The sequence below is a fragment of the Campylobacter sp. BCW_6877 genome (assembly GCF_001762445.1).
GTDB lineage: Bacteria > Campylobacterota > Campylobacteria > Campylobacterales > Campylobacteraceae > Campylobacter_D > Campylobacter_D jejuni.
On sequence record NZ_MJWW01000035.1, the window covers coordinates 59,333 to 72,555 of the forward strand.

Annotated in this window: 13 protein-coding genes; 7 read left to right on the forward strand and 6 right to left on the reverse strand. The window is 30.5% G+C overall.

Going from position 1 to position 13,223, the window contains the following annotated elements; genetic code table 11:
- Nucleotides 1-7: 7 nt before the first annotated feature.
- Nucleotides 8-973, reverse strand: a complete 966-nt coding sequence (holA, locus tag AJ936_RS04025) for a DNA polymerase III subunit delta (protein WP_070274104.1) — start codon at nt 971-973, stop codon at nt 8-10.
- Nucleotides 966-2,900, reverse strand: coding sequence for a ribonuclease R family protein (locus tag AJ936_RS04030; protein ID WP_070274105.1), 1,935 nt, complete (start codon nt 2,898-2,900; stop codon nt 966-968). The genes holA and AJ936_RS04030 overlap by 8 nt, the downstream gene beginning before the upstream one ends.
- Nucleotides 2,901-3,018: 118 nt before the next feature.
- On the opposite strand from AJ936_RS04030, the gene ilvC reads away from it, so the two are divergent.
- The 5 genes from ilvC to AJ936_RS04055 are packed head-to-tail and all read left to right on the forward strand — an operon-like array spanning nt 3,019 to nt 7,138.
- The gene (gene ilvC / locus AJ936_RS04035) at nt 3,019-4,041 is read left to right on the forward strand and encodes a ketol-acid reductoisomerase (RefSeq protein WP_070274106.1); all 1,023 of its coding nucleotides are present in this window, start codon (nt 3,019-3,021) and stop codon (nt 4,039-4,041) included.
- Nucleotides 4,042-4,044: 3 nt separating this feature from the next.
- Nucleotides 4,045-5,127 carry a divergent polysaccharide deacetylase family protein gene (locus AJ936_RS04040; RefSeq protein WP_070274107.1) on the forward strand — a complete coding sequence of 361 codons (1,083 nt, stop codon included), beginning with the start codon at nt 4,045-4,047 and terminating at the stop codon, nt 5,125-5,127.
- Nucleotides 5,117-5,890, forward strand: coding sequence for a DNA-processing protein DprA (locus AJ936_RS04045; RefSeq protein WP_070274108.1), 774 nt, complete (start codon nt 5,117-5,119; stop codon nt 5,888-5,890). The genes AJ936_RS04040 and AJ936_RS04045 overlap by 11 nt, the downstream gene beginning before the upstream one ends.
- On the forward strand, nt 5,887-6,270 hold the full coding sequence (gene ruvX, locus AJ936_RS04050) for a Holliday junction resolvase RuvX (protein ID WP_002852281.1): 384 nt from the start codon (nt 5,887-5,889) through the stop codon (nt 6,268-6,270). The genes AJ936_RS04045 and ruvX overlap by 4 nt, the downstream gene beginning before the upstream one ends.
- Nucleotides 6,271-6,298: 28 nt before the next feature.
- Nucleotides 6,299-7,138 carry an RsmB/NOP family class I SAM-dependent RNA methyltransferase gene (locus tag AJ936_RS04055; protein WP_079861682.1) on the forward strand — a complete coding sequence of 280 codons (840 nt, stop codon included), beginning with the start codon at nt 6,299-6,301 and terminating at the stop codon, nt 7,136-7,138.
- A gap of 175 nt (nt 7,139-7,313) precedes the next feature.
- Here the strand turns inward: AJ936_RS04055 and msrA are convergent, their stop codons facing one another.
- Genes msrA through aspS form a run of 4 tightly spaced genes read right to left on the reverse strand, consistent with a single transcriptional unit; the run spans nt 7,314 to nt 10,706 of the window.
- The gene (gene msrA, locus AJ936_RS04060) at nt 7,314-7,811 is read right to left on the reverse strand and encodes a peptide-methionine (S)-S-oxide reductase MsrA (RefSeq protein ID WP_070274110.1); all 498 of its coding nucleotides are present in this window, start codon (nt 7,809-7,811) and stop codon (nt 7,314-7,316) included.
- Between the two features lie 40 nt (nt 7,812-7,851).
- Nucleotides 7,852-8,370, reverse strand: a complete 519-nt coding sequence (gene ppa, locus AJ936_RS04065) for an inorganic diphosphatase (protein ID WP_002871349.1) — start codon at nt 8,368-8,370, stop codon at nt 7,852-7,854.
- Between the two features lie 9 nt (nt 8,371-8,379).
- Nucleotides 8,380-8,958: an adenylate kinase gene (locus AJ936_RS04070; RefSeq protein ID WP_002855137.1), complete on the reverse strand. Its 579-nt coding sequence runs from the start codon at nt 8,956-8,958 to the stop codon at nt 8,380-8,382.
- Nucleotides 8,955-10,706, reverse strand: coding sequence for an aspartate--tRNA ligase (aspS, locus tag AJ936_RS04075; protein WP_070240550.1), 1,752 nt, complete (start codon nt 10,704-10,706; stop codon nt 8,955-8,957). The genes AJ936_RS04070 and aspS overlap by 4 nt, the downstream gene beginning before the upstream one ends.
- Nucleotides 10,707-10,796: 90 nt before the next feature.
- On the opposite strand from aspS, the gene AJ936_RS04080 reads away from it, so the two are divergent.
- Complete coding sequence (locus AJ936_RS04080; RefSeq protein ID WP_052858975.1) at nt 10,797-11,657, forward strand: NAD(+) kinase; 861 nt, start codon at nt 10,797-10,799, stop codon at nt 11,655-11,657.
- Nucleotides 11,657-13,180: an AAA family ATPase gene (locus AJ936_RS04085; protein WP_002861340.1), complete on the forward strand. Its 1,524-nt coding sequence runs from the start codon at nt 11,657-11,659 to the stop codon at nt 13,178-13,180. Before AJ936_RS04080 ends, AJ936_RS04085 begins: the two co-directional genes overlap by 1 nt.
- The last annotated feature ends 43 nt before the right edge of the window (nt 13,181-13,223 follow it).

Genomic DNA, 13,223 nt, shown 5'->3' on the forward strand with positions numbered 1-13,223 from the left:
TATGAATCTAGCTTTTTAAAATCCTTGCAAGTTTAAGCAAATTTGAAATCAAAAATTCTTTTTTTACGAGCTTAGAATTGATTTTAAGCTCGTATTCGCTTTTAAGTAAAAGAGTGAAAATTTCTTTATATTGTTCGATTTTTAAACTAAAGGCTTGAGAGCTTAAATTTTGTCCCACTTGAGGGGGTGGAGTGTAGCCTAAAAGCTCTTTAAAATCAATTTTACCATTGACTTTAACATAAAGTGCGATTTTAAATAAACGATAAAAAGAATTATATAAAGAGTTGATTAAAGCAATTTCATTAAAATTATCTAAAATTTTTTCAAGTTCGCTTTTAAAGTCTTGTTTTTTTAAAATTTTATCAAAAAAGCTTTCAAAACTTCCTGTATTTAAACTATAGCAGTATTGTTCTATGGTTTTTTCATCTACTCTTAAACCGCTAAATTTATTAAGTTCGCTTGCAGCAAGATACAAGTTTTCATCAAAACTTGTAAAAAGAGTAAATAAAGCATTTTGAGTGATTTCAACCCCTAGTTGTTTTGCTTTTATGCTTAAAAGCTCCACGCCTTCTTTAGCTCCGTTAGCTTTAAAAAATCTTACAAAATGAGGAGAGAAAATTTTTTCTATGTCACTTTGCTTTGAGTTTTCATCATAAAATTCTAAAAGAAAGAAATTGTCCGCATTGTTTTTGCAAAGTTCGACTAAAATTTTAAGATCTTTTGTTGGAATTTTTTTAGAAGTTTTGATTTCTAGTAATTTTTTTTCGCTAAAAAGCGATCCTGCGCTTAAAAAATCACTCGCACGAGTGAAGTTGTATTCTTCAAAAAAAAGTTTTAAAGTTTCATCGGGCTTATATTTTTCTTTTATAAATTCAGCATAAAGTTCGCTTTGAAAATTATCTGCTCCATAAAGAAAGAAAAAATTAGGTATTGAATCTTTAGAAAGTAGGGTTTGAAGCTCTTTTCTATACATTTTCTTCCTTTATGAGTCTTTGGGTGATTTTAGCATAAATTTTTGCCATAACTATATCCGCTTCCATGATTTGCACTTCAACACTTTCTAGCAAATTTACACGCGTATCATAAAGGATTATATCCGCTCCTTTGATTTCATCATCTAGTTTGGCTATGCAAACTCCATCATTTTGCACAACTAAAGCTTTAAATTTTTTGTCTATATTTTTGGCTGCCCATCTAGCAAATTTTCTATCCATAAAATCAAAAGCAACCTTATCCGCCTCTCTTTCAAGCGTACTAAGACTCTCGCAAGTGCTTTCTATGTTTAAAAGTAGATAATTAAAAAGTTTTTCATCGTTTTTTTGTTTGGCTTTTAAAAGTCTGTGTAAAATAAGATCAGAATACCTTCTTATAGGGCTTGTAAAATGTGAGTATTTATCAAAACCTAAGCCAAAATGTCCCGCATTTACACTAGAATATTCTGCTTTTTTTTGTGCTTTGATGATGAGTTTATCTACTTCTGCTCTTAAATTTAACTCATCGGCTAAAGCTTGTATGTCTCGTATGAGTTCAGGAAGATTGGGCTTAAAATTTACATCGATTCCGAGTTCGCGTAATTCATTTAAAAGTTTATCGATTTTTCTTGTATCAGCACTTAAGTGATTTCTAAAAATACCTATATCTATGAGTTTTGCTGCCGCTTTATTGGCTAAAAGCATACAATCTTCGATCAAATTATGCGAAGGCGTGTCTTTTTCAAAAACTGTGCTTTTTAGACTTAAATTTTCATCTAAATTCATTCTTAATTCTTCGGTGCGAAATTCAAAGGCATTTTTAAGACGCATTTTGCGTAAATTTTTTGTGATTTCAAAAAGCTCATAAAGCCATGAAAGTTCTTTTAAATCAGGTTTTTGTACCAAAATTTCATCAACTTCATCGTAATTAAAACGGCGTTTTGAGTTGATAATGCCTTCAAAAAGTTCTTCTTTGATGACTTTATTTTCATGATTGAGCGTGATTTTAAAACAATACGCTAAGCGATCTAAATGAGGTTTTAAAGAACAGATATTTTCACTTAAAGGACGAGGTAACATAGGTATAGCAATGTGCGGAAAATAAATAGAAAATCCACGATTTCTTGCTTCTTTATCTATAGCACTATAAGCATAAACATATTCGCTAACATCAGCAATAGCTACATAAATTTCTCGTTTTTGAGTGTTAAAATAAATCGCATCATCAAAATCTTTTGCATGTATAGGATCTATAGTGCAAAAAGGCAAGGCTCTTAAATCCATGCGATTTTCATACATGCTCGCATCAACGCTATCACCGTTTGCTAGAGCTTCTTTGATACAAGCGTCGCTAAATTCGCTATTTTTATTAAAAAGAGCTAAGGAGATTTTTTCATCTATACTTTCATCATCGATATGTCCTAAAACTTCTATGATATTGTTATTTTCATTTTCTATTTTTAAAATTGTCCCTAAAGGTAGTGCTTTTAAGGATTTTTGAGAAGCTTTTAAGGCAGTGCTTAATCCTGTTTTGATATTCATTCCAAGCACGGCTTGGCCATACCTTTTGGTGATCACTAAAGAGGTTTCATTGGCTCTTTTTAGAACTAAAATCACCTTTGCACTGGGGCGTTTTTTCTTTAAAGGTAGAAGTTTTACCGCGACTATATCTTTATAGTTAGCACCTTTTAGGTTTTTGTTTTCTATCAAAAGATCTTTTTTAAAACTTTCATCAAAGCATTGTAAAAAACCTGTGCCTTTGCTTGAAATATCAAGTACTCCAAATGCAAAACCATTATTAAGATAGTATTTGTTTTTGTGTTCTTTGATGATATGATTAGCTAAAAGCTCTCTTAAAATTTGTTTAAATTCATTGCTTACTTCATGAGAGCTAATGCCATAACTAAGACTGTTTAAAAATTCTTTCACTTTTGATACTTTATGATTTTTTGTAAAATTCTTACATAAAGTTTATAAAAAAAATATGAAATTTATACTTTAATTGCTATAATAATACCTTTAATTTTTGAATTTTTAAGGAGTGAATATGGCTATTACAGTATATTATGATAAAGATTGTGATTTAAATTTAATCAAATCAAAAAAAGTAGCAATTATAGGCTTTGGCTCTCAAGGGCACGCTCATGCGATGAATTTAAGAGATAATGGCGTAAATGTAATTATCGGACTTCGTGAAGGTAGTGCAAGTGCTGTTAAAGCAAAAAATGCTGGTTTTGAAGTAATGAGTGTAAGTGAGGCTTCTAAAACAGCAGATGTGATTATGATTTTAGCTCCTGATGAAATTCAAGCAGATATTTTTAATGTCGAAATAAAACCAAATTTAAGTGAAGGTAAGGCTATAGCTTTTGCACACGGTTTTAATATCCACTATGGTCAAATTGTTGTTCCAAAAGGTGTAGATGTTATCATGATAGCACCTAAAGCACCAGGACATACAGTAAGAAATGAATTTACTTTAGGAGGTGGAACCCCTTGTTTAATAGCTATCCATCAAGATGAAAGTAAAAATGCTAAAAATTTAGCCTTAAGTTATGCAAGTGCGATTGGGGGCGGACGCACAGGTATTATAGAAACAACCTTTAAAGCCGAAACAGAAACAGATCTTTTTGGTGAACAAGCCGTGCTTTGTGGTGGGCTTAGTGCTTTGATTCAAGCAGGTTTTGAGACTTTGGTTGAAGCAGGTTATGAACCTGAAATGGCTTATTTTGAGTGTTTGCATGAAATGAAACTCATTGTGGATTTGATTTATCAAGGTGGTATTGCAGATATGCGTTATTCTATCTCAAATACTGCAGAATATGGCGATTATATTACAGGGCCAAAGATTATCACTGAAGAGACTAAAAAAGCGATGAAAGGTGTTTTAAAAGATATACAAAATGGTGTTTTTGCAAAAGATTTTATCTTAGAACGCCGTGCAGGTTTTGCTAGAATGCATGCAGAACGCAAAAATATGAATGATTCTTTGATAGAAAAAACAGGACGCAATTTGCGTGCTATGATGCCTTGGATCAGTGCTAAAAAATTAGTAGATAAAGATAAGAACTAAACATTGTCAAAGAAAAAATTAGTTCAAATTCAGCGTTATTTAATCATAGCTATACTTTTTTTACTTTGTATAGCTTTAGCTTTGGGAATTTTAGTAAAATATCAAAATTCCCAAGATGTTTCTTCTGTTAAGCCGGATTATTTTATTGATAAACAAGAAGATTTAATGTCATCAAATAAAGATCATTATGAAATTGGTATTTTTCAAGAGAATGAGTTTGATAATAATAAATCTGTAAGTATTTTAGAGCAAAAAATTCAAGAAATCGATGATTTAAATACAAGTTTAAATGAGCAAAATTTAAGCAGTGTGGAGCAGAATTTAAGTTTAGAGCAAAATCAGAGTTTAGAACAAAATTTTATTCCAAAAGATACAAATTTAACCCAAGATCAAAATTTAACTTTTGATGAAGATATTCATTTAAATAAAATTTCTAAAAAACCAAAACTTGCTATTATTATCGATGATATGGCAAATGCAAGTCAGGTTAGAGGTTTAAAAGCTTTAAATTTAAAGTTAAATCCTTCTTTTTTTCCGCCAGATAAAAACCATAGTGAAACGCCAAAACTTGCTTTAAAATTTGATTTTTATATGGTGCATTTACCTTTAGCAGCAATTAATTACAATAAACCCGAGCTTGATACTTTAAATCCAAATGATAGCAAAGAAAGAATTTTTAAAAAAATCAAGCAAATTAAAAAAGATTTTAAGGATTTAAGATATATCAATAATCACACAGGAAGTTTATTTACAAGCAATGAAGAAGCTATGAGAAAGCTTTACGAGGCTTTAAAAAATCAAAATATATTTTTTGTAGATTCTAAAACTATAGGAAATTCTAAGGCAAATAAAATCGCTAAAGAACTCAGTATGCCTTATATACAAAGAGATGTGTTTTTGGATAATGAAGATGATGTTAATTATGTTAAAAAACAACTCGAAAGCGCTGTAAAACTTGCACAAAAAAAAGGTTTTGTTATAGCCATAGGACATCCTAGGAAAAATACTTTTAAAGCCTTAGAGCAAAGTAAGGATTTGTTAAAAGGCGTTGATCTTGTGTATTTGAGTGAAATTTATGGCAAGTGAAATTTTGCCTGATGAATTTTTGAAACTTTTTAAAGATTTAAAAAAGCCTCCTAAAAAATTACACTATAAAGGAAATTTATCTTTATTAAAACAAGACAAAATCGCTATTATAGGTTCAAGGCGTATGAGTGTTTATACGAAAAATTGTGTTTTTTCTTTAGCGAGTATGCTTAAAAATGCTCATCTTTGTGTGGTAAGTGGCGGTGCTTTGGGTGTGGATATCACTGCAAGTGTGGCGGCTATGCCAAATACTATAGGTATTTTTGCTAATGGTTTAGATCAAATTTATCCAAGAACTAATGAAAAAATCATTAAACAAATTTATGAAAACGCTTTAGCTTTAAGCGAATACGAAGATGATTATTTGCCAAAAAATTATGACTTTTTACTAAGAAACCGTTTGGTTATTGCTTTAAGTAAAGCTGTTGTGGTTGCACAAGCAGATATAAAAAGTGGTTCTATGCAAAGTACAAGGCTTGCTTTAGAGCTTAATAAACCTTTATATGTTTTACCGCAAAGACTAGGAGAAAGCACAGGGACTAATTTGCTTTTAAAGGAAAATAAAGCAAAGTTAATCTGTGATTTTAAAGAATTTGTAAGTGAGTTTGCAAGTATAGATACAAATCAAGATGAGTTTTTAGAGTTTTGTAAAAAAGGTGTGAGTGTTGATGAGGCTTTAAAATTGTATGGACAAAAAGTTTATGAATACGAACTTGAGGGAAAAATTTCCATAGAAGGGCTTTTTATAAGGGTTTTAGTATGAGAGCTTTGGCTTTAGATGTAGGTTTAAAACGCATAGGTGTAGCGCTTTGCATAGATAAAAAGATCGCTTTGCCTTTAGATGCAGTTTTAAGAAAAAATCGCAATCAAGCCGCTAATGAAATCAAAAATTTACTTAAAATACATGAAATTTCTTTACTCATTGTAGGTATTCCTAAGGGTGGGTCAAGTGAAGAAGAAATGACAAGACGCATTAAGCATTTTGTTTCTTTGCTTGAATTTGATAAAGAAATTTGCTTTGTAGATGAAAGTGGAACAAGTAAAGAAGCTTTAGGATACGGTGTAGCCAATACACGCAAAAAAGATGGTAAATTAGACTCTTTATCCGCTTTTATCATGATAAAGGATTATTTTGCTCTCTAGAATAGAAAAACTTTATACCAAAGATGAAATGCAAAATATTTTATCTTCTTTTACTCAAGAAAAAAATGTTTGTGTATTTGCAAATACTTTAAAAATTAGCATTGAAGAATTAGAAAAAGAATTTTTAAAACAAAATTTAAAATTTAAAAAGATCAACGCTTATTGTTATTTGTTTGAGGCTAAAGATAAAGCCATCTTAAGCTCTATGAAAGCTTTTAATGAGGCGCACTTTTATATACAAAATTATTCTTCTTATTTGTGTGCTTTAAATTTAGAGGTCAAAGCAGGGCAAAGTGTTCTTGATATGTGTGCAGCTCCGGGTGGCAAAAGTATCAATCTTGCAAATTTTATGCAAAATACAGGTTATTTAGCTTGCAATGAGATGAGCAGGGATAGATTTTTTATTTTGCAAAAAAATCTTAAAAATTACGGCGTGAATGCTAAAGTTTTTATGAAAGATGGTAAAAATATAGGCAATTTATGTCCTTTAAAATTTGATAAAATTTTACTTGATGCACCTTGTTCAACTTTTGCTAAAATAGGTTTTGATTTGGAAAAAAGTTATAAAGAAATCAAAAATATTGCAAAAACTCAAAAAAAACTTCTACATTCTGCTTTAAAGGCATTAAAAATAGGTGGAGAGCTTGTATATAGTACTTGCACCTTTACCAAGGAAGAAAATGAAGAAGTGATAGAGAATGCTTTAAAAAGCGAGTTTAAATTAGAGCTTTTAGATATTGATTTGGAAAATGTTGAGGCTAAAGCAGGGCAAAGTGAAGAATTTGCTGAAATTTCAAAATGCAGACGGATTTTACCAAGCTTAAACTATGATGGATTTTTTATAGCTAAACTTAGGAAATTATGTTAATTAATAAAATTATTCACATTTAAATACAAATTCATAAAAAAACTTAAAAAACAATAAATAATTTTTTCTTTATTTTAAAGCTTAAAGTTCTATTTTTAAGCACTTTGAAAAGAAAATCACAGCGTGAAAAGGCTGTGAATAAAGTTGAAATTTTTTTAACCTTAAAAAGATGAAATTAGTCTGATTGTATTTTTTGCAGTTTTGGAGCTATTACAGCTTGACAATATCCTTGATTGGGATTATTTATAAAATAATGTTGATGATAGTTTTCAGCTTTGTAGTAAGTTTGCAATCTTGAAATTTTAGTAACTATTTTTTTGCTAAATATTTTTTGCTGTTCTTCGATAAAATTTTGAGCTAAAATTTTATCTTCTTCATTTTCGTAAAAGATTATTGAGCGATATTGCATACCAATATCTCCACCTTGTTTATCTATACTTGTTGGATCATGAATTTTAAAAAAGAGCGTTAAGATTTCAAGAAGAGAGATTTGTTTTTCATCGTAATTTATTTTGACAACTTCTATGTTACCATCACCATTACACACGCTTTCATAGCTAGGATTTGGATTTCCTCCGCTATATCCAACTTCAGTATCAATTACACCTTTTAGGCGTTCAAATACAGCTTCAATACACCAAAAACAACCACCACCTAAAACGATATTTTTCATTGTGAGTTTTCCTTGAGTTTAGCCCTTTGAAGGGCTAGGATTATTTGTAGTTTTTGATTGCTTTTTCTAAAATTTCAATTGCAGCTTTTTCATCTTTGAAATCTTGTACTTTAACCCATTTGTTTGGCTCTAAAATTTTATAAGTTTCAAAGAAATTTTTGATTTTATTTAAAGTTGCTTGTGGTAAATCTGTGTAAGTTTTTATATTATCGTATCTTGCATCTATTTTTGAATTTGGAACCGCAAGAAGTTTTTCATCCATTCCGCTTTCATCTTCCATGATTAAAACACCGATTAAGCGACAAGGAATCACAGCTCCAGCTTGGATAGGATATTCATTAAGTACTAAAATATCCACAGGATCGCCATCATCAGCCAAAGTATTGGCAATAAAACCATAGTTTGCTGGGTAAAACATCGCGCTAGCCATAACGCGGTCTACCATGATAGCACCACTATCTTTATCGATTTCATATTTTATGTTTGAGCCGTATGGAATTTCGATTACGGCATTGATTTTATTTGGAATATCTCCGATTTTGATTTTGCTTAAATCCATTTTTTCTCCTTATATACTTTGAATTTTTTTAATCAGTTCTTTCATATCTGCAACGATAGGTTCGATAGTGCGCTCTCCATCGATAATAAAATGAAGTTTTTTCTTTTGATAAAAATCTAAAATTTCATTTAAAGGTTCTGTATAAACTTTCATTCTATTGTAAAACACTTCTTCATTATCATCTGCACCACGATTTCTGCCTAGAACTCTTTCTTTGGCAACTTCTTCGCTTACTCTTACTTCTATGACGCCTTTAAGACAAATTTCATTTTGCTCACTTAAAACCTTGTCAAATTCCATCATTTGTTCTACGCTTCTTGGATAGCCATCGATGATGATAGTTTTAGTTGGAGCAGCTTTTAGTGCGCAAACTATAGTATTTACAACAACATCTAAAGGAACAAGATTGCCTTTGGATATAAAACTATCTATAGTTTTTCCAAGCTCACTCCCACTTGCTACTTCAGCTCTTAAAAGATCGCCTGTTGAATAGTGTGTGATATTTGTCGCATCTGCTTGTGCGATTAAACTAGCATCGGTAGTTTTTCCACTACCTGGTGCACCTATGATTAAAAACAATTCTTTCATTTTATATTCTCCCTTAATTTGATTCCTAATTCTCTCATTGCTTCATTGTTAGCAGGTGATGGTGCATCTGTCATTAAGCATTGCGCTCTTTGGGTTTTTGGAAAGGCTATAACCTCTCTTATGCTGTTTGCTCCTGTAACTAGCATGATGAGTCTATCAAGTCCTATAGCGATACCTCCATGTGGTGGAGCACCAAAACTTAAAGCATCAAGTAAGAAACCAAATTTTTCTTTTTGTTGTTCTTCATTGATATTTAAAAGTTTAAATACTTTTTGCTGAATATCGTTTTTATGGATTCTTATACTACCTCCACCTAGCTCAACGCCGTTTAGTACTACATCATAAGCGATAGATGAAATTTCTTCTAAATCAGTCTCATTGATATTTTTTGGCATAGTAAAAGGATGGTGCATCGCAGAATAACTTCCGTCATCATTTTGCTCAAACATAGGAAAATCAACAACCCATAAGAATTCTAAGGCATTTGGATCTATAAGATTTAACTCGTTGGCTAAGAAAATTCTAAATCTTCCCATATAATCAAGCACGGTTTTTTTAGTTCCTGCGCCGAAAAATACCACATCTCCTATTTCAAGCTCACAGCGTTTGCTGAGTTCATTTAAATCTTCTTCGCTAAAGAATTTGCAAAGTGGACCTTTAAGTCCATCTTCTTTAACTTGTATGAAAGCTAAGCCCTGAGCGCCAAATTTACGCACAAATTCTTCAAATCTTTGCATTTGTCTTTTTGAAAAAATAGTATCGCCTTTTGGAACGCGTATGGCTTTGATGCGATTTTTCTTTGTATCTTTGGCGATATTTGCAAAAATTTCATTATTTGACTTAGCGAAAATATCAATAACATCAATAAATTTAAGATCAAATCTTAAATCCGGCTTATCAGAGCCATAATTCTCCATAGCGTCTTTGTATTGCATTTGTCTAAAAGGGGTTTGAATTTCTTTACCGCAAGCTTTGAAAATATCTTTTAAAAAAGTTTCGGCTACATTGATCACATCTTTTTGTTCGCAAAAACTCATTTCAACATCAATTTGTGTGAATTCAGGTTGGCGATCAGCTCTTAAATCTTCATCTCTAAAACATTTTGCGATTTGAAAATAACGATCAAAACCGCTACACATTAAAAGTTGTTTGAAAAGCTGAGGGCTTTGTGGAAGAGCGTAAAATTCACCCTGATGCACACGAGAAGGTACGAGATAATCTCTTGCACCTTCAGGAGTAGCTTTGGTAAGAATAGGGGTTTCAACTTCTAAAAATCCCATATTTGCCAAAGAATTTCTAGCTGCTATACAAGCTTTAGAACGCAGGGCAAAATTTTCATAAAGTTTAGGATTTCTTAAATCTAAAAAGCGATATTTTAAACGTAATTCTTCATTTACACTTTCATCAGCGATAGCAAAAGGAGGTACGGCACTTTCATTTTCTATGGTAAGTTTAGAAACAACTACTTCGATTTCTCCTGTTTTTAATTTAGGATTTACAAGTCCTTCACCACGTGGACGAATAGTACCTTCTGCAATAAGTACAAATTCATTTCTTGCATTGGAAGCGATTTCATGAGCTTCTTTACTATCATTTGGATCGCAAACAAGTTGGATAATACCACTTCTATCTCTTAAATCTATAAAAATAACTCCACCATGATCGCGGTAGCTATTTACCCAACCGCAAAGTTTAACGCTTTGACCAACATGGGAAATTCCCAAGTCTGTATTATAATGACTTCGCAAATTTATTCCTTGAAAAAGATTTTTTAAGATAATGAGCAAAATTATAGTATTTTTATTCTTTTGCTTTGCTAAGATTTGATATAATTTTTTATGCAAAATAAAATAGATCATAAAAATATTAAAAAAATTGGACTTGTTACACGACCCAATGTGAGTTTAGATAAGGAAATTTTAAAACTTCAATCGATTTTATCTATATATAAAGTTGAACTTGTATTATTTAAAGAAAGTTCTGAAATTTTAGATTTGCCAAAGTATGGATTGGATGATTTGTTTAAAATATCTGATTTTGTTATTTCTTTAGGTGGAGATGGGACTTTGATTTCTTTATGCCGTAAAGCTTGTGAATACGATAAAGCAGTTTTAGGAATTCATGCTGGACATTTAGGTTTTTTAACAGATTTTAAAGTTGATGAAGCTGAAAATTTTTTTCAAGCTTTTTTTCAAGGAGAATTTAGAATAGAAAAGCCTTATTTGTTAAGTGTTTTTTTAGAAGATAGGCAAGGAAAAATTTTAGAAAAATTGGCTTTTAATGATGTGGTTATTAGTAAAAATAATCAAGCTTCTATGGCTCATATAGAAGTTTTTAGAAAAGAAAAGAAATTTAATGAATATTTTGGAGATGGGCTTATTGTTGCAACTCCTGCGGGTTCAACAGCTTATAATTTAAGTGCAAATGGGCCCATAGTTTATACTTTAGCTCAAGCTTTTATCTTAACTCCTGTTTGTTCTCATTCTTTAACACAACGCCCTATTGTCTTACCAAAAGGTTTTGAAATAGAGATTATGGCAAAGGATTGCATACTTTGTATTGATGGGCAAGAAAATTATAAAATGAATAATTTTAAAAGTATAAAAGTGGGTTTAAGTGATAAAAATGTGGCTTTAATTCACCCAAAAAATAGAGATTATTTTCAAATTTTAAAAGAAAAATTACACTGGGGAAATTGATGATAAATAGAATTTTTATGAAAGAAAATCTTGGTTTTAAAAAGGCTGAGCTTGAAATTTCTAAAGGACTTACTGTTTTTACAGGGTTAAGTGGAGCTGGAAAATCGGTCTTGTTTAAAGGAATTTTATCCGCATTTTCTTTGAGTGAAAGTGAGGCTAAAATTGTCGAAATAGAACTAGATGATAAATTAGATTTAGAAAGTTTTGGCATAGAAAGCGAAGAGGAGAATGTTTTTAAGCTTTTAAAAGAAAAAAACACAAAATATTTTATTAACAATCAAAGCATAGCGAAAAAAAGTTTGCAAAATTTAAGTAAAACTTTTATTAAGTATTTAAGCGCAAAGGAAAATAACGAATTTGGAAATGAAAAATTTTTAAATCTCTTAGATGCCTTGGAAATGCAAGAAAATACAAATTTTGTTTCCTTTTTAGAAGATTTTAAAAAAGATTTTAATGCTTATAGTCAAATTTCTAATGAGCTTAATGCAATTTTAGAAGAAGAAAAAAAAGTAGAAGAATTAAAAGAATTAGCTAGAGTACAAATTGAAAAAATTTCAAGCATTAATCCTAAAATAGGCGAGTATGAAGAGCTTTTAATACTTAAAAAGAAGCTTTCTAAAAAAGATAAATTAGAAGAAGCTTGGAGTAAGGCAGAGCGTATTTTTGAACTTGAAAAAGTTGTTATTGAAGCTTTAAATTTAAGCGAAGTTGATGCGAGTTTTTTTAGTGAATGTTTAAATGAATTGCGTGTGATTTGTGAAAATCAAAAAATGGAAGATTTGGATTTTGATGTGGAGACACTTTTAGATCGCATTGAAAATTTATCCTATCTCATCAAGCGTTATGAAAGCATAGAAAATGCTTTAGAAGTTTTAAAACAAAAAAAACATGAACTAGAACATTATGAAAATTTAAGTTTTGAAAAAAAAGAACTTGAAAAAAAATTTCAAGAATCAAAACAAAAATTAGAAGAAAAAGCACAAATTTTAACTCAAACAAGAAAGAAAAACCTTAAAAAATTAGAAAAATGTTTAAATAATTATCTTAAAGAACTTTATATGAAAGATGCAAGTTTGACGCTTAAAGAAAGTGGGAAAATTTCAATTTTAGGCAAAGATGAGATAATGCTAGATATTAATTTAGCTCATTTAAAAAATTTAAGTTCGGGTGAATTAAATCGCTTAAGACTTGCTTTTATAGCCACAGAATGTAAAATTTTAAATGCAGGTAAAGGGATATTATTTTTAGATGAAATCGATGCAAATTTAAGTGGAAAAGAGGCTATGAGTATAGCTAAGGTTTTAGAGGAGCTTTCTAAGTTTTATCAAATTTTTGCTATTTCTCATTTACCCCAACTTTCCTCTAAGGCACATAATCATTTTTTAGTTGAAAAAAATGGCGAAGAAAGTAAGGTAAAAAAGCTTGATCAAAAAGAAAGAATTAAAGAGCTTGCTAGGATGGTAAGTGGAGAGCTTGTTAGTGATGAAGCAATCGAATTTGCTAAGACCTTGTTTAAGAATTAAGCGGATTTTTTATTTTACTATGTTAAAATATATAACTATAAAA